At 42.0% G+C, this 26252-nt stretch carries 22 protein-coding genes; 11 read left to right on the forward strand and 11 right to left on the reverse strand.

The features are described from left to right. Positions 1–31 precede the first annotated feature (31 nt). Complete coding sequence (locus MHI11_RS19975; RefSeq protein ID WP_340962172.1) at positions 32–1546, reverse strand: methyl-accepting chemotaxis protein; 1515 nt, start codon at positions 1544–1546, stop codon at positions 32–34. Positions 1547–1865: 319 nt separating this feature from the next. On the opposite strand from MHI11_RS19975, the gene MHI11_RS19980 reads away from it, so the two are divergent. After that, positions 1866–3203: an amino acid permease gene (locus MHI11_RS19980; protein ID WP_340962174.1), complete on the forward strand. Its 1338-nt coding sequence runs from the start codon at positions 1866–1868 to the stop codon at positions 3201–3203. A 236-nt stretch (positions 3204–3439) separates the two neighbouring features. Here MHI11_RS19980 and MHI11_RS19985 read toward each other — a convergent pair whose 3' ends face one another. From MHI11_RS19985 to MHI11_RS20020, 8 genes are all read right to left on the reverse strand, one after another. Further along, complete coding sequence (locus tag MHI11_RS19985; protein ID WP_340962176.1) at positions 3440–4546, reverse strand: DNA alkylation repair protein; 1107 nt, start codon at positions 4544–4546, stop codon at positions 3440–3442. Positions 4547–4626: 80 nt separating this feature from the next. Then, positions 4627–5955, reverse strand: a complete 1329-nt coding sequence (locus MHI11_RS19990; protein WP_340962178.1) for a GntP family permease — start codon at positions 5953–5955, stop codon at positions 4627–4629. A gap of 24 nt (positions 5956–5979) precedes the next feature. Beyond that, positions 5980–7524 (reverse strand): gluconokinase, encoded by a 1545-nt coding sequence (gene gntK / locus MHI11_RS19995; RefSeq protein ID WP_340962180.1) that lies wholly within the window; start codon positions 7522–7524, stop codon positions 5980–5982. Between the two features lie 185 nt (positions 7525–7709). Next, positions 7710–8567 carry a MurR/RpiR family transcriptional regulator gene (locus tag MHI11_RS20000; protein ID WP_044140358.1) on the reverse strand — a complete coding sequence of 286 codons (858 nt, stop codon included), beginning with the start codon at positions 8565–8567 and terminating at the stop codon, positions 7710–7712. 92 nt (positions 8568–8659) lie between these two features. Continuing rightward, a complete protein-coding gene (locus MHI11_RS20005) occupies positions 8660–9595 on the reverse strand; it encodes a nucleoside hydrolase (RefSeq protein ID WP_044140359.1) in 936 nt (311 codons plus the stop codon). A gap of 98 nt (positions 9596–9693) precedes the next feature. Continuing rightward, on the reverse strand, positions 9694–10173 hold the full coding sequence (locus MHI11_RS20010; protein WP_044140360.1) for a DUF1433 domain-containing protein: 480 nt from the start codon (positions 10171–10173) through the stop codon (positions 9694–9696). 60 nt (positions 10174–10233) lie between these two features. Next, entirely contained in the window at positions 10234–10713 is a 480-nt protein-coding gene (locus MHI11_RS20015; RefSeq protein WP_340962186.1) for a DUF1433 domain-containing protein, read from the reverse strand. Between the two features lie 81 nt (positions 10714–10794). Then, entirely contained in the window at positions 10795–11301 is a 507-nt protein-coding gene (locus tag MHI11_RS20020; protein ID WP_340962187.1) for a DUF1433 domain-containing protein, read from the reverse strand. Positions 11302–11430: 129 nt separating this feature from the next. Here MHI11_RS20020 and MHI11_RS20025 point away from each other — a divergent pair, with 129 nt between their 5' ends. From MHI11_RS20025 to MHI11_RS20035, 3 genes are all read left to right on the forward strand, one after another. Further along, the gene (locus MHI11_RS20025; RefSeq protein ID WP_340962189.1) at positions 11431–12915 is read left to right on the forward strand and encodes a lipase family protein; all 1485 of its coding nucleotides are present in this window, start codon (positions 11431–11433) and stop codon (positions 12913–12915) included. A gap of 12 nt (positions 12916–12927) precedes the next feature. Beyond that, positions 12928–13338 (forward strand): hypothetical protein, encoded by a 411-nt coding sequence (locus tag MHI11_RS20030; RefSeq protein ID WP_003215061.1) that lies wholly within the window; start codon positions 12928–12930, stop codon positions 13336–13338. An 82-nt stretch (positions 13339–13420) separates the two neighbouring features. After that, complete coding sequence (locus MHI11_RS20035) at positions 13421–15097, forward strand: hypothetical protein (RefSeq protein WP_340962191.1); 1677 nt, start codon at positions 13421–13423, stop codon at positions 15095–15097. Between the two features lie 14 nt (positions 15098–15111). On the opposite strand, the gene MHI11_RS20040 is transcribed toward MHI11_RS20035, so the two are convergent. Beyond that, entirely contained in the window at positions 15112–16011 is a 900-nt protein-coding gene (locus tag MHI11_RS20040; protein WP_044139135.1) for a LysR family transcriptional regulator, read from the reverse strand. Positions 16012–16183: 172 nt separating this feature from the next. Between MHI11_RS20040 and MHI11_RS20045 the strand changes: the two genes are divergently transcribed. The 7 genes from MHI11_RS20045 (at position 16184) to MHI11_RS20075 (ending at position 25771) form a co-directional block, all read left to right on the forward strand. Continuing rightward, on the forward strand, positions 16184–17179 hold the full coding sequence (locus MHI11_RS20045) for a LacI family DNA-binding transcriptional regulator (RefSeq protein WP_185108150.1): 996 nt from the start codon (positions 16184–16186) through the stop codon (positions 17177–17179). A gap of 172 nt (positions 17180–17351) precedes the next feature. Continuing rightward, positions 17352–18617, forward strand: coding sequence for an extracellular solute-binding protein (locus MHI11_RS20050; RefSeq protein ID WP_340962194.1), 1266 nt, complete (start codon positions 17352–17354; stop codon positions 18615–18617). 138 nt (positions 18618–18755) lie between these two features. Beyond that, a complete protein-coding gene (locus MHI11_RS20055; protein WP_340962361.1) occupies positions 18756–19994 on the forward strand; it encodes a carbohydrate ABC transporter permease in 1239 nt (412 codons plus the stop codon). A gap of 1 nt (position 19995) precedes the next feature. Beyond that, a complete protein-coding gene (locus tag MHI11_RS20060; protein ID WP_003215217.1) occupies positions 19996–20838 on the forward strand; it encodes a sugar ABC transporter permease in 843 nt (280 codons plus the stop codon). 11 nt (positions 20839–20849) lie between these two features. Next, positions 20850–22058, forward strand: a complete 1209-nt coding sequence (locus MHI11_RS20065; protein ID WP_340962196.1) for a glycoside hydrolase family 53 protein — start codon at positions 20850–20852, stop codon at positions 22056–22058. Between the two features lie 23 nt (positions 22059–22081). Then, positions 22082–24148: a beta-galactosidase gene (locus tag MHI11_RS20070; RefSeq protein ID WP_340962197.1), complete on the forward strand. Its 2067-nt coding sequence runs from the start codon at positions 22082–22084 to the stop codon at positions 24146–24148. 294 nt (positions 24149–24442) lie between these two features. After that, positions 24443–25771: a CitMHS family transporter gene (locus MHI11_RS20075; protein ID WP_340962199.1), complete on the forward strand. Its 1329-nt coding sequence runs from the start codon at positions 24443–24445 to the stop codon at positions 25769–25771. A 45-nt stretch (positions 25772–25816) separates the two neighbouring features. On the opposite strand, the gene MHI11_RS20080 is transcribed toward MHI11_RS20075, so the two are convergent. Beyond that, the gene (locus MHI11_RS20080) at positions 25817–26248 is read right to left on the reverse strand and encodes a DUF4064 domain-containing protein (RefSeq protein WP_113767930.1); all 432 of its coding nucleotides are present in this window, start codon (positions 26246–26248) and stop codon (positions 25817–25819) included. Positions 26249–26252: the final 4 nt, after the last annotated feature.

Here is a 26252-nt window from a genome sequence, read left to right on the forward strand (position 1 = left end):
CCGCCTTCTTATGAGAGGGCGGTTTTGACGATTAAATACTCTTTGAATAGGCAACAAGGCGCTGAGACATGTGGTTCACTTCATCGACTGCAGCATTTACTTGCTCTGTTAAAGCAGCCTGTGTTTGTGTAAGAGCTGTCATGTTCGAAATATTTTCAAGAATTTCATCAATTTGCGTTTTCATTTCCGTTAAACTAGATTCGATATTCTCCGTTGCATTGGCACTATGAAGCGCCAGCTTACGCACTTCATCTGCGACGACTGAGAATCCGCGTCCTTGCTCACCAGCTCTAGCTGCTTCGATCGCAGCATTCAAACCAAGTAGGTTCGTTTGGTTCGCCACTTCTTTGATCAAGTCAGAAATGTTTTTCGTCTCATCTGCACTGTTTTTCGCTAGATTTGCGGCAGACGTTGACTTCTCTTGAGCTACAGCAAGTTCCTGTGCTTGGTTTGTAACAGAACTAATGCCCGATACCATCTCACTAATAGAACTTGAAAGCTGTTCTACCTGAGAAGCCATTTCATTGGCTGTTTTCTCTTTATTTTTTTCTAACGTGATATCACGAATGGTTCCTGCAACACGAAGAGGTACACCCTTCTCATCACGAATGGTTTCACCACTCGCATGATACCAACGATAATCACCATTTTTACTCTGCAATCTATAATCAATGTCAAATGGCGTGCGCCCAGAGTGGTCATTTAAATGATCCGCAAAGGCTTGCAAAGCCATTTCTTGATCCTCAGGATGCAAACGATCGCTCCAGCTGCTCAAAACGTTCGGGAAATCTTTTTCATCTGTGAAGCCAAGCGTTTTTCTAAACTGTGGAGACCACCAGAATTCGTTGTGTGGATTAACTGAATCGCCAGCCTCTACGACCATATCCCAAGGAGCTTCCACAAGCGCACGGTTGATCAAATCATATCTCGTCACGAATGCTTGCAGCTCTTCTTCTTTCAATTTCTGATCATGAATATCAAAAAGAGCTCCCGCCACACGAAGAGGGACACCATTTCGATCACGAATGGTCGTGCCAGTTGCTTTGAACCAGCGATAATCTCCATTTTTCAATTTCAAGCGATATTCGATATCATATGGTGTACGCCCCGAATGATCCAATAAATGCGAAGAGAATGCATTTAAGGTATATTCTTGTTCATCTGGATGGATTCGAGATGCCCAGCTGTCTAAAACATTTGGAAAATCGTGCTCATTTTGAAAGCCGAGCATTTTGCGGAAATCATCCGTCCATGTGAATTCATTTTTTGGATTGACCGGATCTCCAGCGATAACGACCATATCCCATAAACCAACTTGAATGGCTTTTGTCACCAAATTCATCCGCATTTGAATATCTTCATTTACTTCCTGCATCTTTTGCAAAGCTTCATTTATTTGGGCTACTGCTTCAATTGTTTGACTTGAAGAGAATGCAGCAGTATCTATTCGTGCTGAAAGGTCTCCCTTGTCAATTCGTTCTACTAATCGACTGCTTTCCTTTAAAAGGGTTCCCGCTGACGAATCATTTGCTTTTCTCATAAACATCTTTCATAACTCCTTTCATTCCTTCATACTTTTTTGAAATATTTTACAGTTATAAACAATTCTTTATTAGGACTTTAGTAATACAAAAGATATATCGACAAAAACTGAAAATTGTTTATGTCAGAATGAAGGCAAATGTTCATTTTTTCACGAAATTTCAGATTTTGGGGATGGGTCATGGAAAGGATTTATGGAAGAAAACGGCTCATTTGATAGAATCAACCGCCGTTTTTGTCTGAAAAATCTCTTTTTTTATATTGACACTGACGTCCCGAAAAAAGAAAATGGAACATAAGCATTTTTAAAAAAGGAGAACGTCATGAGCGCGAATCAGGAACAACAAGAATTAAAAAAGCTTTTATCACCGCGTCACATTCGCATGATTGCATTGGGCGGGGTCATTGGTACAGGAATCTTTAAAGGAAGTGCCGATACAATCGGTTTAGCAGGTCCTGGGGTCATCTTTTCCTATGTATTTGCCGGATTATTATTGCTCATCGTGATGGCAGCCTTAGCTGAAATGGCGATTGTCTATCCGGGAAATAACCTTCGCGACCTGATACAGATTGCGCTTGGTCAACGTTTTTCATTTGTTGTCGGCTGGGTTTACTGTTTCATGTGGCTCACTGTGTGTGTCATCGAGATTATTGCGGCAGGCAGCCTGCTTCAATACTGGTTACCAAACGTGCCGCTATGGTCACTATGTTTACTCTGCTCACTCTTAGTCATCGGAATTAACTTAAATAATGTAAAATACTTTGGTGAAATTGAGTTTTGGTTCGCTGGAATGAAGATTTTCGTTATTATTGTGTTTATTATTCTTGGTGCAGCCCTATTATTTGGGATCATTCCGAACGAACAAAGCACATCTGCACTCACCAACTATCAAAACTTCGTCCCGAACGGATGGGGTGCGATCTTTGCCTCTTTATTAGTTGTTATTTTCTCTTACGGGGGCTCTGAATTGATCGGGCTGACCATTACAGAAACAAAGGATGCCGAAAAGGTCTTGCCTGGTGTTGTTAAAAGTATGATGTGGCGTATTATCTTATTTTACACTTTGCCGATTTTGATCATCTGTGGACTCATTCCTTGGAATCAAATTGATCCAAATAACAGCCCATTTGTTCAAGTCTTTTCAGCAGCCGGTATGCAAGGCGCCTCTCACTTCATTAATTTCGTATTGATTACAGCCGTTCTATCGGCGGCCAATTCTGGCATTTATGGAACGACGAGAATGATGCATTCTCTCTCTAAATCAGATGGCGGTCCGAAAAAACTGGCACAGGTCAATAAAAGAGGCGTACCCATTTTGAGTTTATGGGTGACCATTCTGTTTCTTCTCATCGGAACATTCTTTGCTTACTTATATCCAGAGCAAATCTTCAGTTATATGCTGGCTATTCCTGGTTTTGCTGTTTCACTCATTTGGATTAGCATTTGCATGGCACATCTGAAACTTCGCCCGAAATATCCACAGGAGCCGTATTTCAAGGTGTGGCTGTTTCCGTATTTGACTTTATTTGCAGGTCTTGTACTAAGTGTGAGTTTTGTGATGTTCCTATTCAGACAAGAAAACTTGCCTAGCTCAATTATCAGCATTGGTTTCTTAATCGCAGCCATCATTGCTTCATTCTTAATGAAAAAGAAGGCTTAAACGCTAAAACCCGCCATTGAGGCGGGTTTTTTTCAGATTGTTGACAAAGGGCTAAAATGATCTTTATTTTAGCCCTTTGTCTTCTTTTCAGCGTGATTGAAAACCTTTGAAGTCTAGGAAGGCCGAGCACTGGCGCGGAGCGAATTGAACATTCGTGAGCACCAGCGCGCAGACCTGACACCGAATGCGAGGGTTTGTCTACACGCTGTAAAACCCGCCATTGAGGCGGGTTTTTTTCATGAGCTGCTGTCTTCTGTCACTTCAAAATCAACTGACGCTTTCGGGATGCCGTTGATGATGATTGTTAATGTATGGGTTCCTTCATAGTGTTTTCTTGTCGTCATATTTTGAAAAGACTGCGTCCTGACGAATTCTCTATGTAACGTTGCGTCTGTTTCAAACTCTGTGATTTTAAATACCTTTTGATTGCGGGTCCCCCGAGCTTTGACGTAGTCTATGGCATACTCTACACGCAGCTTTAGCGGCTTATCGGCTTGTAGGGTAAAATGAAATGTCATTTTCTCACCGATCCGAATAGGGTTTTGTATGATCTTCAAATCCGTTACCTGAACGGATGGATCGTCCCCATAGCCAAACAACGCCATAATATCTGGATCTCCTTTTTTGAGTAAAGTACGGGATGCATGTTTGACAATCCAGTTCGTATGTTTGTTGGTTCCATACCAGCTTTGAACCGTCTGCTTCATCAGATCTGGCTGAATTGCAGAAATATCATTTAAATGATTCGCTACACTTTTTTGCACATACCGCGACGGATCTGCCTTCAAGTTTTCCAAAATGGGCAGCGTGACCGAAGGATTCTTTTTAAGCGAAGGGACAGATAAGCCCCATGGCAGACGCGGTCTGCAGCCTTCACTAGCCAGCCTCCGCAAATGCTCATCTTGATCCTGAGACCATACGAGCATTTGCGCCAGCATTTTGTCCTGATCTTGAATCAGAAATGGCCGAACGGCAAATTCAGAAGTGGAAAAGGGTGTGAAGAATTCGAGCGCCTTGATCGAGAGGTCCCAGTGTGCAAGGCCGTACGTCTCGACGTAGTCTGGAAATACAAGCGCACTAAGTCCTGAAAAATGCGGGGCTGCCTGACGCAGTACCTCAATTGCCTGCTCATAATCCTCTGGTAGACAGGCATGCATCGATTCAGTGACTCGTCTCATCCGTCCTTTTAACTCAAGCTGCTGCCAATCCTCTTGAAATACGAGCCGCTGGAATGGCTCAACATCAAATACAGTTGAAGCCTGCGTAAGTTTCTCCGCTAATTCTTGGATAAATAATTCATTGTACACATGTTTTAATGGTTCGATCGTGTCCACCTCCCACATTTCAATATCATTATTTTACCCCAATCTGAAGAAAGTGATATTAAAAACAGCCCAATTCCAAAGAACTAGGCTGTTGTTCGCTATATAAACATATTAATGATCATAATAAATGCAATGGCACTAACGGAAATGATCGTCTCCATAGCCGTCCATGTCAAAAACGTCTCTTTAATGGTCATACCAAAATACTCCTTGATCAGCCAAAAACCAGAGTCATTGACGTGAGATAAAATTAATGAACCCGCTCCTGTTGCTAACACAAGCAGCTCCCTGCTCACATCCGGCATAGTTGCAGCAATTGGGGCTACAATACCTGCTGCCGTCATCATGGATACCGTCGCAGATCCTGTTGCCACACGAATCACCGCAGCAATCAGCCAGCTAAGCAAAATCGGTGAAATCGGCGAGTGTTTGGCTACATCTGCAATATATTCACCGACACCTGAATCAATCAGCACATTATTGAAAGCTCCTCCTGCTCCAATGACAAGCAAGATGGAAGCGATCGGACCTAAGCACTCATTACTAAAGGAAAGCACCCGGTCACGGCTCATTCCTTGCATAAAGCCAAGACTGAAAAATGAATAAACTGTTGCAATCAGCAGTGCTGTTATTGGATCTCCGATGTACTTGAATACCTGGAACCACATATTGTCCTCTGGTAAGATAATGTCCGCCAGTGTGGCAAGAAGCATCAGAATCACCGGTACCAATATGGTAAACATCGTATTCGCAAAGCCGGGGAGTCTCCGATCTTCATTTCGTTCAGTGAATTGCTTTCTCAGCATCTCCGGAACGGGTTTATGTATCCGTTTTCCAATCCACTTACCGTACAGCGGTCCTGCAATAATCGCTGTCGGCAATCCCACAATAATAGAGAAGAAAAGGGTTTTCCCCACGTTGGCATGATAGATGCCAACGGCTGCCATTGCCGCTGGATGAGGCGGGACTAGCCCATGCACGACAGACAAGCCAGCGATTAACGAGATCCCAATGGTCACGAGCGAGATGCCTGTTTCAATGGCAATTGTAAAAAGTAAAGGAATGAGAAGAACGAAACCGACCTGGAAAAAGACAGGTATCCCCACGATAAAAGCAACAAACATCATTGCCCAATGCACATTCTTCGTCCCAAACCGGCCGATTAAAGTTTGAGCTATCCGCTCTGCTCCCCCTGATTCAGCCATCATTTTCCCAAGCATGGTACCAAGCGCTAGAACAATGGCCAGCAATGATAACGTATTGCCTAATCCCGTTTTAATCGATTGAATGATTTCCTGCAAATCCATCCCCGTCGCAAAGCCCACTAGCATCGAAGTAATAATTAAGCTCACAAACGGATTCAACTTAGCGACTGTAATGAGAATGAGTAAAAGGACAATCGCCGAAATCACGATGAATAAAAGCATGTTCTCCCACCTTTTCCCTGATGTTTAACGATTTTGTTTTAATTGCAGCGCACTAATGACATCAAATTCATCCTTCAGTTTGTCATAGAGGCGCTCATATAAATAAAACAGCTCTATGTAAGTTTCATTGTTCTTCATATTAGGTTCATGACGAGCAGAGATTCGAATCCACTCTTGAACCTCTTCTATCTCTTCCATATGACCTAAACTATAAAGTGCAAGGACAGCCGCCCCAAGTGCTGACGCCTCGTAGCTTTCTGGAACAAGCACTTCTCTACCCATCGTATCCGCTAAAATTTGCCGCCACAGCGGAGATCGTGCAAATCCGCCCGAAGCTCTGACATCCTTTGCTGAACCGGTTAAATCCCTTAAGGCAACACCGATCGAGAAAACACTCATAATGACGCCTTCTAACACCGCTCTAATAAAATGCTCCCGCTTATGCTGAAGACCGATTCCAAAGAAGGTGCCTCTCGCATTTGGATTCCAATAAGGTGCCCGCTCACCTGATAAAAATGGCAGAAACAGCAGACCCTCAGAACCAGCTGGAACCTTTTCCGCGATATCCATCATCAGATCGTAAGGGTCCACACCTAGACGCTTTGCTACCTCCACCTCTGATGACCCGAATTCATCCTTCAGCCATCTCAGCATGATCCCGCCATTATTGGTCGGTCCTCCTACAACCCAATGCTTATCTGTCAGGGCATAGCAGAACGTTCTTGATTGCTCATCTGTAATTGGTTTGTCTACAACCGTACGGACAGCACCGCTTGTCCCAATCGTAACAGCCACCTCTCCTTTGCCAATCGCGCCCACACCTAAATTCGCTAGAACGCCATCATTCGCACCAATGACAAATGGTGTATCTTCTTTAATGCCCATGCGCAGTGCAATCTCTGGCTGAAGTCCTTTCAGTTGATATATCGTTGGGACAAGTTCAGATAGTTGACTGGCTTCAATACCAGCAATACGAAGCGCCTTCTCATCCCATCGAAGCGCTTCCAATTGGAACAGTCCCGTTGCTGAAGCGATTGAATAATCGACGACATACTGACCGAAAAAATGATAAAGAATATATTCTTTGATCGAAATAAATTTTGCTGCCTTCTTGAAGACATCCGGTGCCATTTCTTTCATCCAACGTATTTTTGAAAGCGGTGACATTGGATGGATCGGTGTACCTGTCCTTTTATAAATGTGGAAGCCATCCATATCTGATTTGATTCGTTTCGCTTGTTCTGCACTTCTGTTATCTGCCCAAATGATACTGTTCGTTAATGTTTTTCCATCCTTATCCATCACAATTAAGGAATGCATCGCTGTACTTATCCCGATGCCTATAAGATTTTCTTCATCAAATGCTGCTTTCGTCAATGCACCTCTTACACTCGCAATGACGGCTTCTAATATCTTTTCAGGATCCTGCTCAACCCATGCTGGCTGGGGCTGAATGAGCTCATAAGGAACTGAATGCTTCGCTAATACCTTCCCCTGAGGTCCAAACAGAACCGCCTTTGTACTTGTTGTTCCAATATCCAAACCAATTACCGCCTGGTTCCCCTTCATCTGTATCACGCCCAATCAATGATTTGAAGTCACATATGTAGTTTTTGAATTGCCTGTTAGATCCCATTATAAAAATAATTTTTTCGACATTCAATGACCGAAAAGAAAATTATTTTCACTAAAAAGCTCACAATCGTTACCACATCAGCATTTTTCATTATCAGAAAAATTTATTTTTGGAATCATTACACCCTTTTTTGTGAAATGGTTTCTCGCATTTGTTTTAAATTCGTTATTGTTTCCTGCTGCCTTAAGTGAGCAAGTGCAAAATATAGAACGTCAATGACCGTCAGCTGAGCAAGTCTTGCAGACATCGCTTCTGTTCGAAAAGCCGTTTCTTGTGTCGCAGTATACAACGTGACATCTGCTAGCTGACTCAATGGTGAGCGCTGATAGCTTGTAATACCGATGGTTTTAGCTCCTTTACTCTTTGCTGTTTTCATCGCATCGAGCAAATCTTTATTTCGTCCAGAATGAGATATACCGATCACTGTACTGTGCTGATCAAGAAGACCAGCAGACATCGCTTGAAAGTGAGAATCTGTGTGAACAATACAGTTGATGCCTGTCCTCATAAATTTATGAAAAGCGTCTGTCGCAATGAGGCCAGACCCACCACTTCCATAAAACTCTAAGCGTTTTGCTTCATGAATGATTTGTATGGCTTTTTCTACATCCTCTGGATTCAACAATTGAAAGCTATCCTTTAAAGCGGATATATTCGTCTGAAAAACCTTTTGCATAAAAATAGCCATATCATCATCAAGACTCATTTCTTCATCTACATAATTAGGCTTTGTTTGGTCTATTTCCTGGGCAATAGCAATCTTCAAATCTTGAAATCCCTCAAATCCAAGCCTTTTACAAAGACGAAAAATCGTTGCCTCTGAGCTTGCAGTTTTTTTCGCAAGCTCGACAATAGACAAATGGATGATGTCGCGGGGCTCACTCGTAATATGCTCTGCAATTGCTTTGAGCTTTGGCGGCAATCCTCTGCTTGCTGCTCGTATTTTTTCAATACTACTTAAACTAACAGAAGCCAATTGACTTCACTCCTCCCTTATTCATGTGAACGCATACATTTCCTCATGTTCCCATCTTATAAAAAAGAAGCCCGTTTGCACAGACTTCTTTTTTAAGCATTCATTGTGTTGATCAATAAATCAAAGAAAGCGTCAGCATCTACATCCATACACACTTGAACGTTGCGCTCTTTCTCCCATTGATGCTGAAAATCACAGATCATCTGTCCATCACAAAACTCACTCTTCGTCTCGACGTCCACATGAAAAGCCTGTGTGCTCACGAGCTGCTTGTCAATGGCAAGACTTACAGCAAGCGGATCATGCATGGCACACGCCCACACACCATTTCGTTCAAAATAGCGCTGGCAGTAAATGCTTGTACTCTCTCTAATATAATGGGCCAACGTTTCATTCTGAATCGCATCAATTCTTTCATCCGTAAGCAAGACCTGTCTCGTGACATCTAATCCTACTTGAGTCAATGAAGGGAACCCTGCATCCAGCACTAACTTCGCCGCTTCTGGGTCTGCATATGTATTAAATTCCGCTACCGGCGTGACATTCCCCTGTCCCTCAACGACACCACCCATAAAAATGACTTCATTCACGTGATGAATCAGCTCAGGACACTTTTTCACTGCAAGGGCTAAATTCGTTAAAGGCCCTGTCAACACAAGCGTAACCTGCTTCGAATACTGCATCACTTGGTCGATGATAAAATCAGGCGCAAAACCAGCATATGCTTTCTTCTTAGGCTGAGCATCCTTTAAAGCACCGCCAATCCCATCCTCTCCGTGCACCCGATGTTCATAATGGGGCGCTCTTAAAAGAGGAGTTGCTGAACCTTTGATGACAGGAATATTATCTGCCTCAACCAGCTCAAGCACTTTACACGTATTCAATGTAGCCGCATCGACAGACACATTCCCACACACCGTTGTAATCCCCAAGATATCAAACCGATTACTTTTCACTGCAAGCAATATCCCAATCGCATCATCGATTCCAGTGTCTACGTCCAAGATCAATTTCTTTTTATTTGCCATGATTGAAATCTCTCCCTTATTTGAAAGTGTTGTTAGAGGAATGATAGCATATTCCTTTTTCAACGATTTGGAGATAATCAGAAGTTGAACACTTGTAATTACTCCTTTTCTCCGATGTCTTTGAGATACTGTTCGCGTTCTTTTTTAGATAAACTATTCAGATAGTCTTCTTTCACTTGAGGATTAAAATCATCCCAGTTCTCAAAACGATCTCCTAGTTCTGCTGAAAAACTCATTGAACCGATTTCTTTTGTTCTATACTTTAATGAAGCGGAGAACTCGTACTTTTCTGGCTCACCATTTATATATCCTCTAATTACGATGTAGCCCATTGGATTAATAGTTACCCTCTTCTTAAACGTTATGGTCTTAATAAATTGATGGATGTCTTCTTTGCGTAAAAATTCTTCTATTTTAGGCTTCATTTTTTCTGCGAGCTCTTCTGCTTTTTCTTGATCGCTCTTTTCTTTTACCACATCATTTGATTTACTTTGCTTATTGTGCTGAGTGATTAACGAAGTCACTGAGACAATGATGATAACGACCAAAACAGATACAAGTTTTATTGTGTTTTTCATGTCTACCGTTGCCACCTTCTTAATAATGAAAAACAAAAAAGGTAATTTATTAACTTTTTGTTATTTCTCCCCAATATCCTTGAGATACTGTTCTCGTTCCTTTTCAGAGAGTCTTTTAAGATAGTTTTCCTTTATTTCAGGCTCATCTTTATATTTATCCCAGTCTTTAAAGCGATATGATAAATCAGGAGAATGACTCATCGAACCTATTTCATTAGATTTGTATATTAATGATGCAGAAAAATGATATTTTTCTGCATCTTTATTTATATATCCATCAACTGTGACATAACCCATAGGGCTTATAGATACATTTTTTTTAAATGTGATGGTTTTAATAAAATTGTGAATATCTTTTTCATGTAAATATTCTTCAATTTTTGGTTTCATCTTTTCTGCGAATTCTTCGGCCTTTTCTTGATCGCTTTTCTCTTGCACTACTTCATCTGAAAAACTCTGATGAATGTACTCTACAACAAACACAATTACGGAGATGACGGCGACCACAATTATGATAGAAAATTTCATGATATTTTTCATAAAAAGCAAAACTCCTTGATGAACTTTAATCAGCTGACTATTGAATTTGACAAAATAAAAACAGGTAGGCTAGTACCTGTTTTACTCTTTTTCTCCAATGTCTCTCAGATACTGATCACGTTCCTCCTTAGTAAAACTTTTAAGGTAATTTTCTTTCACTTCCGGCTCATCTTTATATTCTTCCCAATCTATAAAGCGGTCTGATAAATCAGGGTCATAACTCATTGAACCGATTTTTTTAGCTCTATATTGTAAAGAAGCTGAGAAACCGTACTTTTCCGGTTCATCATTTACATAACCATCAATCGTAATATCTCCCATTGGGTTAATGGTCACATCTTTTTCAAACGTGATGGTTTTGATAAAGTTATGAATATCTCTTTTGTGTAAGTGCTCTTCAATCTTGGGTTTCATCTTCTCTGCAAACTCTTCTGCTAATTCTTGATCACTCTTTTCTCTTTCTTCCACGATATTTTTTCCTCCCGCATCGTTTGATTCTTTTTTCTTGTCAAATTCCAGAATAAGTAAAATCACTGAGATAACTATGACGAGAATTAGAACACATATAATTTTAATTGTATTTTTCATTTAAATAATATCCACCTTTTATTGATATAATAGAGATATTTTTTGTATAATAAGCGATAGATCTAAAATAGATATTTATACCACTATATAATATAATTACCAAGTATAAAGATAACAGGAGTGTTAATATTGACCATAAAGTCAACTCAATTTAAGCTTACTGACGAAGACTATAAAGAAATATCAACAAAATCTTATGCTATTAAAAACTATAAGGACTATAAAGAAATAGAAATTAGCAATGGTAGAAAAATGTATGTCATTGACTATAAAGAAACAGAAAAAGGACTTAACGCATTGACTCTCGTTTTAATGGATGACTATATTAGATCCGGTAAAGGAAAAGACCTCACCAAAATCAAAAACGCAGTCATCGCCTACCGTGGCTCTGAACCGATTGGCGCAGGCCAATATAAAGATACCATTAAAAAACATGGAAAAAAAGAGTCAGATGATCTTCTTTCTACCATTTTGACGAAGCTACCTCCTTTTAGTCGGTCGAAGGCTTCACAGGAAGTGACGACTAAGATGACAACAGGCACAACCACCTATACAAATGAAATTGTTCAAGATTGGATGGTTTCGGATACAAAGTATCTGATTAAAAATATTCCCTTTGAAAATGGCGCAGAGAATCAAATGGTTCAAGCGGATCGGTATGCGAAAGAAATACATAAGAAAATGCCGAATGCCAAGATGTATGTGACAGGTCATTCACTCGGCGGGTCGAATGCATCCTATGTTCTTGTTAAAAATGATTTTATTAAAGGCGGGGTCACCTTTGAGAATCCGAATATTTACCCCAATCTATCGGACGGCCTCCAAGCCAAAGCATTAAAAGGTGATTACCGTAGTAGATTAACAGAATATATCAATCTCAATGACGGGCTTTCTCTTTTAAATCGACATACGACAGAAATCGGTCGTTTGAAAGTGATGTATGATGCCGCTTTACCTGAAGGCGTCGATTACTCCGAGGACTCCTCCAAAGCCGTCCAATTCATGAAAGATCTCCTCAATCGGGCAATGAGTGTGAATCCTTCACTGGATGCGAATTTATTTCTTGAAGCCCTTGCTGGCAGCCATGGCTTAGATCGGTATGCCTTTTCATCAGATGGCTCCGTTGAAACCATTGATGATATGTTGAAAAAAAACCCTTCTCTCACTGCCGCCATGTTACATCAATTGAGTCAGTCGAATGTTCACCCGCAAAGTGTGGTGGCGATTTTAATCAAGTCGCATGTTCTCATGAACACAGGTCGTAAATTCTCGACATATGCCGAGCACCATATGCAGCAAATTATTCGCAAAATCGAGAAGCTCGATGACAAAGTGGATCAGTCTGTGGAACGGGTACGCTCGAGATACAAACAGATCGTTGGCTTTGGTTCCTATGATCAGCTGACGGCTTCTGATGTGGATACCGTGATTCGTCATTTAAAAACGGAGGGACTTGAGAATGAGTTCTATTCCGTCAAAGAGTATGATACAGCGATTGATAGCGCGATGAATATAAAAAGGTGGCTGGACTCAATATCAGATGATATGAGCCAGCTAGGAAAAGAATACCATGATGCAGATACAGCCCTGGCAAAGAATATGGGCATTTCTTAAGGAGAACGAGGAATGGAATTTTCAAAGAAACAACCAACAGATGCAGACCGTTTTTTGCAACGAATGACAGATACGCATACATCAAGCTCCGTCTTTTCTCAAACAAACTTTCACACTGAAGACATGACACCAGCAGAGCTGGCTGCTTTGAAAGCAAAGATCAAAGAAGAACAGAAAACAGCGCTAATCAGAGCCATCCGGCATCAGCTTCAACATGAATTTGCAGAAGACCGCCAAGAAGCGGGAAAAATTTTAGATCTAATTGATGAACTTCAGAACAAAGTGTATAAACATCAAAAGCGCATCCATACGCATATGTCAGGACAAGCCATTGACGCCTTAACAGAGAAAATCGAGCAAAGACTCAAGTTTTACGAACTGAAAGAAGATGTTCAATCCGCCATCGACTCGATTGGCATTTAGATGAACCTTCCGTCTTATGAATCTTTTCCCCATCTCACTCGTATATACTAAAAGAGTGATTGATTTGAAAGGAGATCTGTTTGTGGGATATATTTTGTTATTTTCGGTTGTGATCGGTCTTGTCTTGACCCTCTTGCTCACACCACTCAAGTTGATCATTAGAAAGAAAGGGACAGAACAACAGGTTCCGCTTCTGTGGATTGCAGGCCTTGCTTTACTGTTCATGGTCGGTATTTTTGTTTTCTATTATATGACCAATTTGGATCGTAACCCTTCATCCCTATGGTTGATTGGACTTGTTGTGACAGCAGCAGGCGCCTTTTTATCAGTTGGGCTGGAGCGTAAGATCAAAGGCGTGCTGTTTCTTATTTTATTACTGCTCGGTGTTTATATGGCGACAGCTTTTCTATTCAATGCGAATGAGAAATTTGATGTCTCCAAAATGGAACAAAAAGTGGAAATCAAAGCGTTTGATGAGACGGAAACACCTGCAAGTGTACCGCCTCAATTTGCTCGGAACAAAATGAAGAAATCGTTCGGACAGGTTCCAAACACAAGCTACTATGAGCTTGGCAGCCTGCAAATCCAGAAGGTCAACGGTGAGTATGTGTACATCGCCCCAGTGGAATTCTCGGATTTCTTTAAATGGATTCGTTCAGGGAGTACGCCGGGTTACTTTACTTTAAGTGCGACCGACTCATCTGCCAATCCAAAGTTTGTGAAAACAGAGATGGTCTACACGCCTTCCTCTTATTTCAACAAAGAAATTGAGCGGCATATTCGCCTTCAATACCCTGATTTGATTTTCTACGGCGACACACAGCTGGAAATCAATGATGATGGAAAGCCTTATTACATTCGCACGTATGGCGATTTTATCTCGGCGCGAAACGGCTTTAAAGCATCAGGCGTGGTCGTTGTTGATGCCAAAACAGGTGCAACGAAGAAATATGCTCTAGATCAAGTACCTGCTTTTATTGATGGTGCTGTTTCACCAGAAGCGGTCAGTCTGCAAAACAGTTATTTCGGAAACTATATTCACGGGTTCTGGAATAGTATGTTTGGAAAGTCAGATGTAAAGCTGCCTTCAGATGAAGGAACAGAAGCCAATGTGAGTCCGGTGTTTGATGCAAAAGGAGATATGTACTACTTCACAGATTTCACAAGTCCGAAAGAGGGCGTTGATTCGATGCTTGGGTATGCCCTGACAAATGCCCGGACAGGAAAAGCGACTTATTATACCGGAAATCTTGAAGCGTCCTACATGGATTCTCAAGGCGCTCTGCAAATTATTGAGAAACGTTTCATCGAAAAGAAATGGAAAGGCCGCATGCCGATTCTCTATAATTTCTATGGAGAAGCCAGCTGGCTCACACCAGTTCTCGATTCAAATGGCTTCCTGCAAAACTACTTTATCGTTTCGGCAGCCAATCCTGAAATCGCTGCGTACGCTTCAACACCAAACGAAGCACTGAGAGCCTATAAGACAGCTCTGCAAAAAGGCGGCGGTACCGTTAACAGTTCCTCTAAGCAGGAAAAGAAAGAAACTACAGGGAAAGTCAAACGAGTGTATAAAGAAAAGACCGGTGATTATACAACCGTCACCTTCCTGCTAGACGATGGGAAAAGCTACACCATGTCATCTGAAAAAGAACCTCTCGTCATTTATTTAAAAGAAAGCGATCAGGTCACCATGAAATACACAGATACAGGTGAAATCTTCCTTCCAGTTGATGAAATCAACATTAAAGGGTTATAAAAAAGATGCTTCTCCTACCGAGGAGAAGCATCTTTTCTCTCTTTCCTTAACAATTCAACGAGCAATTCTTTATTTTTATTTCCCCCTGTCATCGGTGACTCAACATAGGAAAATTTTCGTTTAAAATCCATTCCTCTCACAGAAATGACAGCCAATTCACCGCCAATGCTGCCTCGTTGGAGGACATATTTAGATAAAACAGAAAGCCCCATTCCATGAATCACAGCCTCTTTAATCGCTTGATTGCTGCTAAACGTCACAAATGTCCGTGCTTTCAGTCCATTTGATTTCAGGACGTGCTGTAAGTATTCCCCGGTACCTGATCCCTCTTCTCTTGTGATCCATGTTTCGTTTTGCAGTTGATCAATCGTGACATCCTTTTTCTTAGCAAAGGGGTGATCTAATGGCGCGACGATATATAGCTCGTCTTCTAGAAAAGTTTCTACAGTCAGTTCTTTGTCATTCGTCTGTCCTTCGATCAAACCGATGTCGACATGGAATAAGCGGACATGACTGGCGATCGCCTCTGTGTTATCAATGACCACCTCAATGTCCACATGCGGATAGAGCTGATGAAACTCTGCCAATATTTGCGGCAGCACGTACTCTCCAATGGTAAAACTCGCCCCGATTGTCAGCTTCCCTCTTGCCAGATGATGATGCTCATAAATATCCTGCTTCGCCTGTTCATATAAACGAATGATTTGTTTTGATCGATGGTACAGCATATCCCCAGTTGGTGTAACAGTTAGTTGCTTTGGCGAACGATTCAGCAGAACGGTCTGGAATTCCTGCTCCAAGTTCTTAATATGAAGACTGACACTTGGCTGAGAAATCCGCAGCTTTTGGGCTGCCTTTGTAAAGTTTTTCTCTTCCACAACTGTCACAAATGTCTTCAGTGCATCATAATACATCGGTCCCTCTCCTATCAGAAATCTTAATCCAAAACCTTTCATATATATATCTTACTAATTCCTTCCCAGTGCGTAAAGAAGCGCTTAACTGAAAACAATTTAATAAAAATATTTACTAATTTTTTTAAAGACTCTATACTAGAAGGAGATATTTTCTATAGGAGGTGCTGATTTGGCAGCTAAAATAAAGGACATTGCTGAAAAAGCTGGATTATCCATTGCGACTGTATCTCGCGTACTGAACCAAGATCCCAACCTATCTGTCACGGATCAAACACGTGAGAAAGTATACGCCGCCGCTGAAGCTTTGTCCTATCAAAAGAAAACTTTCAAACATTCATTAAAAAAAATCGCCTTTCTCTATTGGATGACCGAAAAGGAAGAGCTTGAAGATATTTATTTTAAATCCATTCGTCTAGGCATTGAGGAACTTACGAATACTCGGAGTTTAAATGTCACCGCTTACAATCCATCTGATGGGCTTCTCTCCATTGATCCTTCTACAGAAGGGATCATCGCCCTCGGCCGATTTAAAACGTCAGAGCTTGATCAATTATATGCGATCACCCAACATATCGTTTTTATTGATACGTCACCAGATGAAGACCGTTTTGATTCAGTAAAGCCAAACCTGAAACGAATTGTTGAAAGGATCATCGATTCTTTTATTGAAAAAGAACACACATCCATTGGATTCGTTGGCGGCACAGACATTGATCTGAATACGAATGTGCATATTCCAGATATTCGCGAAACGACTTTCCGTGAATATATGATGGCTCGCAATGTCCTTGATGAGCAATTGGTCTATGTCAGTCACCATTTCTCAGTAGATGATGGTTATGCGCTGATGATGAAGGCGATTGATGAGCTTGGTGATGACCTGCCCACCGCTTTTTGTGTCGCTAGTGATCCTCTTGCCATCGGCTGTTTACAAGCATTAAATGAGCGCGGATTTTCTCTGCCGAACCGCGTGAGCGTCTTTAGTATCAACGATATTCATGTGTCTCAATATGTGTCACCACCGCTCACCACGTATCATATCCACACGTCTTTACTTTGTGAAACAGCAGTTGATTTACTGTTAGAAAGACTTGTGGACGGCAGAACATTACCGAAAACTGTGCTGATTGCCTCAGAACCTGTCTTTCGAAAAAGTACGATATAAACAACCAGAAGCCCCGTCCAATGTGGAGGGCTTCTTTTCTCTCTACATCAGTAAAAAATTTTACTTAATAAATTTAATAAAATATGTTTACTTTTTTTACTCAAGTTGATATTCTCACATTAAGAAAGCGTTTTCTTATCATCTGTGAAAAAAGAACGAGAGGGGATTACTAATGAAAAAGGGAAAATGGGCGACATTATCAGCAGTCGTTGGGACTGCTGTGCTTCTGCTTTCAGCTTGCGGACCGGGAGATGACAATTCAAGCGGAACACAGCCAGCATCTACAGGTACAAAGACCTTACTAGTGTGGGAGGATGTCAAAAAAACTGAGGGGATTCAAGACGCTGTAAAAGAATTCGAAAAACAACATGATGTGAAAATCAAAGTGGTCGAAAAAGCTTATGCCGACCAAATCGAAGCTCTCCGTCTAGATGGAGCAGCTGGGACAGGTCCAGACGTCATCACGATGCCTCACAATCAAATTGGATCAGCTGTCACTGAGGGGCTATTACAAGAAATCAAGCCAGATCAAAAAGTGATCAACTCCTTCACAGACGAATCGATTCAATCACAAACGGTAGATGGCAAGCTGTATGGTCTGCCAAAATCCGTTGAAACCACTGTCCTTTTTTATAACAAAGATCTTGTCAAAAAGGCACCAACGACACTTGATGGCTGGTATGATCTTTCGAAAATGCTGACAAAAGACGGAAAGTACGGTTTTGTTGCGAAATGGGATGAAATTTACTATGCGCAAAGTGTTTTAGGCGGATCTGGGGGCTATATTTTCAAGCAGAAAAGCGATGGCTCTTATGATGTTAATGACATTGGTTTGAACAACGATGGCGCCATCCAAGGCGGAGAATACATTCAAAAATTCTTTAGCGAAGGTCTTTTCCCGAAAGGCATCATTGGTGAACAAGGAATCAATGTCCTCAACTCCTTATTTACAGAGAAAAAAGCAGCAGCTGTCATTTCTGGTCCTTGGTCATTTGGTCCATATAAAGAGGCGGGTATTGACTATGGTGTGGCCGAGCTGCCAACACTCCCTAACGGAAAAAATATGAGCTCATTCTTAGGTGTAAAAGGCTACAACGTCTCCTCTTATTCTAAAAATAAAGAACTTGCTGAGAAATTTGTTGAATTTATCACGAACGAAAAAAATTCAAAGAAGCGCTTTGAATTAACAGAGGAAATTCCACCAGTGAAAAAACTGATGAAAGATCCAATCATTACGGAAAACGCAAATGCGGATGCTGTTTCTAAACAAACGAAATACGCCACACTAACACCGAACAATCCTGAAATGGAAGAGGTGTGGAAGCCGATTGATAGTGCATTAGGACTGATTGCAACTGGTCGTACAGATGTGAAAAAGGCATTTGATGATGCGGTCAATCAAATCGACTCTCAAATTAAAGCAAATCACTCCAAATAACCATCAAATGCGGGTAGTCTATCAAACTGCCCGTAGTTGATCTAATTTTATATGAAGTAGGTGTTAGACGTGACGGGTAACCTTGAACTAGACCGCACACACACAGTGGAATCAAAGACACACCGGAGACGGGCGCTAATGTTCTCCTTTATACCCGGGATGGGGCAGATATACAACAAACAGTACGGCAAAGGGGCACTTTTTTTCCTGTTCGGCGTCTCTTTTTTGATTGTATTTTATGATTTATTCAATATTGGCTTCTGGGGACTGTTCACACTTGGGACGATGCTGCCTCGTGACAACTCTGTTTTTCTTTTAGCAAAGGGGATTATTGCGCTGTTAACAGCTGGTTTTGGTATCGGCTTTTATGTACTCATGATGCGTGATGCTTTTATGAATGGAAAGAAACGGGATCAAGGGGTTCCACTTCATTCCATCCGTGCTCAATATCATCAGCTCATCGATCAAGGCTTCCCTTACTTAATGAGCACTCCTGCTTTCTTTTTACTTCTATTTTCTGTTGTCTTTCCTATTATGTTCAGCTTTGCGCTTGCCTTTACGAACTATGATTTATATCACTCGCCTCCTGCCAATCTGATCGACTGGGTAGGAATCAAGAACTTTCAAAATATCTTTTCCATTGATATTTGGAGAGACACCTTCATTGATGTACTTGGCTGGACCGTCGTATGGACTTTGGCTGTGTCGACCCTTCAATGTGCCCTCGGCATCTTTTTAGCGGTTCTGCTCAATCAGAAGGATTTAAAGGGAAAACGGTTTTTTAGAACCATTTTGATTCTCCCTTGGGCTGTTCCGGGCTTCGTGACCATTTTGGTGTTTGCTGGACTGTTCAATGATACATTTGGGGCCATTAACAATACACTTTTTGCATCGATAGGGATTGATCCAAAACCATGGCTAACAGATCCATTTTGGAGCAAAATTGCCCTCATTGCGATGCAGACTTGGCTTGGATTTCCTTTCGTTTTCATTATGACAACAGGCGTTTTGCAGGCGATTCCCGAGGATTTATATGAGGCTGCGACCATTGATGGAGCCAATTTTTTTCAGAAATTCCGGTCCATCACGTTACCGCTTGTTCTCTATTCCATTGCACCCATCCTCATCACACAATATACGTTTAACTTTAACAACTTTAATATTATCTACTTATTTAATGGCGGGGGACCGCCTGTTGCGGGGTCAACCGCTGGGGGAACGGACATCTTGGTGTCTTGGATTTATAAACTCACGATGCAGTCCTCTCAATATGCACTCGCTGCGGCTGTCACGATTTTACTTTCAATCTTTGTGATCGCCATTGCACTCTGGCAGTTTAAGAGAACGAATTCATTCAAAGAGGAGGACATGATGTGATATGGGATCAAAACAAAACAAGCTCATTCGCCTGAGCATTACTTATTTTATCCTTTTCATTGCCTCCATTTGTATTCTATATCCACTGCTTTGGACGATCGGTGCTTCCTTTAATCCTGGAAACAGCCTCATGAGTACAAGTATGTTTCCGAAAAATCCAACGTTCAGTCACTTTACCGAGCTCTTCTTCGGCCCGGGAGCACTTTATGCAAAATGGTATTGGAACTCCATGAAGATCAGTATTGCCACAATGTTGTTAACGCTGATTCTTGTTAGTTTTACAGGCTATGCCTTTTCTAGATTCCGTTTCAAAGGACGGAAAAATGGGCTGATGCTCTTTTTACTGCTGCAAATGATTCCTCAATTTTCAGCACTGATTGCGATTTTCGTTTTGGCTCAAATGCTTGGACTGATTAACAGCCATCTTGCACTGATTTTGATTTATGCAGGCGGACAAATTCCGATGAATACGTATTTAATGAAAGGCTATCTTGATGCGATTCCGAAGGATCTCGACGAATCAGCCAGAATGGACGGCGCAGGGCATTTCCGGATTTTCATCCAAATTATTATGCCGCTTGCTAAGCCCATTTTAGCGGTTGTCGCCATCAACTCGTTTACAGGACCACTGGGTGATTTCATCATCTCCAGTGTCATTGTCCGCTCACCCGAAATGTATACACTCCCAATCGGTCTGTACAATCTTGTATCAGACAAAATGGGGGCCAGCTACACGACCTTTGCAGCCGGGGCTTTACTCATTGCGATTCCAGTCGCTTTATTGTTCCTTGTGTTACAAAAACAATTTGTGTCCGGCCTCACACAAGGCGGGACAAAAGGATAAGGGGAGATTTGATGAAGAAATGGATGCTCGTCACGGTTGTCGTTTTCTTTTTGATGGGGTTAGGGATTTTACCTGAAGCAAAAGCGGATGCAATTTCAGTTCAGCCGATCAATGGACTGCAAAATGATTTCATTAAAGGAGCAGATATCTCCATGCTTGCGGAAGTGGAGAGAAGCGGCGGCAGATACTTCGACCAGAATGGAAAACAGGTGGAACCGCTCAAGCTATTAAAGGAAAAAGGCGTCAACTATGTGCGCATTAGACTGTGGAACCACCCATACGACAACCAAGGTCGTGCCTATAATGGCGGGACAAATGATCTCAATACAGCCATCGCTTTATCGAAACGCGCAAAAGCACAAAATATGAAAGTGCTGCTTGATTTTCACTACAGTGATTTCTGGACCGATCCTGGTAAACAGTTCAAACCGAAAGCATGGGCTTCCCTTTCACAAAACGATTTAGTAAAAGCGGTTGGCACTTACACAGGGGATGTACTCAAAACGATGAGAGCCCAAAATGCTTTGCCGAACATGGTACAGGTCGGAAACGAATTGAACTCAGGCATGCTGTGGCCGAACGGCAAAAGCTGGGGTGAAGGCGGCGGTGAATTTGACCGGCTTGCCGCTTTGCTAAAGGCTGGCACAAATGCTGTTCGCTCTGTCGATTCGAATATCAACATCATGCTTCACCTTGCCCACGGTGGGGACAATGGTGCATCCCGCTGGTGGTTTGATGAAATCACCAAACGAGGTGTCTCGTTCGATACGATCGGTTTATCTTACTACCCGTATTGGGACGGCGAATTTAGCGGTCTTACTAACAATATGAATGACATTAGCGCTCGCTATAACAAAGACGTCATCGTGGTAGAAACCGCCTACGGTTTTACAACAGCAAATGGCGACAACCTAGAAAACTCATTTAACCAAGATTCAGTCAATACTGCCGGCTACCCAGCTTCACCTCAAGGCCAGGCTTCTTTTATACGAGATCTATCAGAAAAAATTTCACAAGTGAAAAACAATCGCGGGAAAGGTTTCTTTTATTGGGAGCCACTTTGGATTCCAGCGAAAGGCGCTCCGTGGTCTAGTCTATATGGGCTGGCTTATATCCAAACAACCGGTACGGCCGGAAATGCTTGGGAAAATCAAGCGATGTTTGATTTCAACGGAAAAGCACTGCCTTCTCTTGATGTATTTAAACAAATGACACCGTAATTAAAAGGATAGGACGTGACAAAATGGGAAAGCGTTACCCACTCGTTCACCCCAATGTAAACGGATTCTTACATGGTGGCGATTATAATCCAGATCAATGGCTCCATATGCCGGAGATCATTGACGAAGATTTTCGATTAATGAAGCTTGCACATTGTCAAACATTCTCCATAAACATTTTCGCATGGAGTAAGCTAGAGCCAAAAGAAGGTCAATATGATTTTACATGGCTGGATGACATCATGGACCGCTTGGCAGCACAGGGGGCACACGCCATTCTTGCAACGCCAAGCGGAGCAAGACCTGCTTGGCTCTCGCAAACATATCCAGAAGTATTGCGCGTTGAAGCGAACCGTCAGCGCAATTTACATGGACTGCGCCATAATCATTGCTTCACCTCACCAGTTTATCGAGAAAAAACGAATACACTAAACCGGCTACTGGCTGAACGCTACAAGGATCACCCAGCACTGATCATGTGGCACATTTCGAATGAGTACGGCGGCGAATGTCATTGTGATCTCTGCCAGGAAGCATTTCAAGGCTATTTGAAAGACAAGTACAATCATGACCTTGAAGCTTTGAATCAAGCATGGTGGACGGGGTTTTGGAGCCACACGTATAGTGATTGGTCACAAATCGAGTCACCTGCACCGCACGGGGAGCACATGATCCATGGAATGAACCTAGACTGGAAGCGCTTTGTCACCGCGCAAACGATCAATTTTTATCAAAATGAAATTGAACCGCTCCGAGAATTGACACCTCATATTCCAGTGACCACCAACTTTATGGGCGACTACCCACATATGCGCCCATTTCTTGGGCTGGATTATCATCAATTTGCAAAAGAGGTCGACGTGATTTCATGGGATAGCTATCCAGCATGGCATAGCGGCAGGGAAACAACCGCTGAATTAGCGTCAAACGTTGCCTTCGTTCACGACTTATATCGTTCATTAAAGGACGGTCAGCCATTTCTCGTCATGGAAAGCACGCCTAGCCTCGTGAATTGGCATGATGTGAATAAAGTCAAACATCAAGGAATGGCTCATCTGTCTGCTATGCAGGCGATTGCTCACGGATCAGACTCCGTGCTTTACTTCCAGTGGCGCCAAGGGCGAGGTGCCTCCGAGAAATTTCATGGCGCGGTAGTTGATCATTCTGGACATGAACATACGCGCGTGTTTCAAGAGGTCGCTGATCTAGGGAAACAGCTGGAGCAGCTGCAGCCTATCGCGGGGACATCCGTTCAACCAGAAGTCGCCATCATATACGATTGGGAAAACCACTGGGCCATTGATGATGCACAAGGCTTAAATAATACAAACAAACGCTATGTAGAGGCTTGTCAAACTCACTATCGAAGCTTTTGGAAAAAAGGCATTCCTGTTGACATTGTCGGCATGGAAATGGATTTCTCATCCTATCGTGTGCTCGTTGGTCCAATGCTCTATATGATCAAACCAAGCGTGGCAGAAAAAATCGAAGCCTTTGTTAAAGCGGGCGGTATTTTTATCGCAACATACTGGAGCGGCATGGTCGATGAAAACGACCTCTGTTTCCTCGGCGGTTTCCCCGGTCCTCTCCGCCATGTACTTGGCATTTGGGCTGAGGAAATCAACACATTGATGCCAGATGAACATGTATTAATGACCACAGGAAATGGACGCACCTACCATGTCGGGCAATATTGCGAATCCATTCATCCTGAAACGGCCTCTGTGTTAGGACATTTTGAGAACGGCTGCTACGAAGGACAGCCAGCCCTGACTGTCCATCCTTTTGGAGATGGAAAAGCATACTATATGGCTTCCGAAAATGAGCAGATTTTTTATGATGAGTTTTACGAGGAACTCATCGCAGAAATGGATATACAGCCCGTCCTATCAGCGGTGATTCCAGAGGGAGTCAGTGTACAAAAACGAACAGATGGCACTCAGGAATATGTGTTTATGATGAATTTTACAGAAGAGCAGCAGAACATATCACTAGATTCAGCGGAAAGCTATGAAAATATGCTGACTGACGAGCAGGTGCCAGAGAAGTTTCAGCTTGACCCTTACGAGTACGTCATCTTGAAAAAATAATTTAAAAGAAGTGTTCATTCATTGAACACTTCTTTTTTAATGATCTTAAATACCTATATAAATATATTTATTAGTATAAATATATTTGAAGCGTTATATTTTATCTAAATTTTTTGACATGTTTGATACCGCGCCATGAATGGATTCACCATCCTTTTTTACCATTGTATAGGTATGAAAGCGGTTGCCTAATGCTCATATTTTTGATACTCTTTTTTTCAATGCAGCTGTGGGACTGCATTGTTATAAAAAGAGCTAACAAATGTAAACGGTTTATTGTAGGGGGAGGGTCTTATGTTAACGCTTGTTGGATTGTTGATTATTTTAACGATTGTTGTATTGCTGATTTGGGGGAAAGCAAGTCCAATTGTCGCTATGGTCATGGTGCCTTTAATAGGAGCACTGATTGCGGGATTTGGGATAAATGACATTCAAACCTTTTTTGAAGAAGGAATTATCAAAGTATTGCCGGTGGCGACCATGTTTATCTTCGCCATTTTATTTTTCGGCATTTTACAAGATACAGGGTTCTTTGAACCTCTAATAAAAACACTGATTAAACTGACAAAGGGAAATGTTGTCACGGTTGCGATGGGAACAGCTCTAATAGGAGTCATCGCTCATTTAGACGGAGCTGGAGCGACTACATTTTTATTAACTGTACCTGCACTGCTTCCACTTTATAAAAAATTACATATGAGTCCGTACTTATTGCTGTTATTGATTGGGACAAGTGCCGGCTTAACGAATATGGTGCCGTGGGCTGGCCCCACAGGACGGGCAGCAAGTGTGTTGAATATGGATCCATCTGAACTTTGGGTGCCGCTCATTCCCATTCAGCTCATTGGGGTCGTTCTCGTATTAGGAATGGCATTTATTTTAGGAAAAAGAGAAGAAAAACGCATTCGGGTCAAAATCGCCGCAAATGAAATCGCTGCTGTTCAATTAGAAGGGGCAGATTGGGACCAGGCTATTCAATCCATTAGCGAGACAGGTGATGCCGCTTTAAAACGTTATCACTTGATTTGGGTGAATTTCATTCTGTTTATAGCCGTTGTTGTCCTTCTTGTACTCAACGTGATTCCGGCTAGTTATATGTTTATGATTGGTCTTTCTCTCGCACTATTAATTAACTATCCGAAAGTGGATGTACAAATGGAAAGAATCAAGGCGCATGCACCTAGTGCACTCATGATGGCCGCTGTTATTTTCTCCGCAGGTTCGTTTCTAGGAATTCTCGAAGGAACGGGAATGCTAAAAGCTATTGCTGTGGACAGCATTCAGATTCTACCTGCTTTCCTGCTTCCATTTTTACATATCATTGTCGGGATGTTTGGGGTACCACTGGATATGCTGACAAGTACAGACGCTTATTATTATGCACTTCTGCCAATTGTCGAATCAATCACATCTGAGGTTGGCGTGACAGGCACTTCCGCGGCGTATGCCATGATGATCGGAAACATCATCGGAACCTTTGTCAGTCCACTCGCTCCAGCCGTTTGGCTTGCGATCGGTCTTGCAGGGGTCGATATGGGGAAACATATCCGCTACTCCTTCTTTTGGATGTGGGGATTCAGTATTATCCTTCTGTTCGTGGCGATGCTGATCGGTATCATTTAAAAAAAGAAAGACATGCGTACAACGACGCATGTCTTTTTCTTTGTATTATGAAGGATATTCATTTGTGTGAATGTCTTCTGTTTTCGGCTTTCTAATAAGAGACATCAATCCAATGATAAACAATAGAACCATTGGAGCAAATGCAAGGCCAACTGTTCCAATCAAAAGAGTCACAGCAGAAACCAAGAAAAGAATACCTGAAATCACGGCACGGCGGTCTGTTTTCAAAAGAACCACACCGACAATCGATAGCACAGCCGCAATTGCGGAAACAACCATGTACTGAGTACCAAATGCATGAACCGAAGCCTGAAGCGTTTCAATTGGCAATGTTTCTCCTTCCTCTTGTAACACTTCATTGATTTGATCATAAACTGATGGACCTATGGAGAGGAATAATGCTCCAATTCCAACACCAATGACATTGAGGACAATACTAATAATCCCCATAATTTTTTCACCTTTACGTCTAATCATGTGT

This window comes from Bacillus sp. FSL K6-3312, assembly GCF_038007485.1.
GTDB lineage: Bacteria > Bacillota > Bacilli > Bacillales > Bacillaceae > Bacillus > Bacillus pumilus.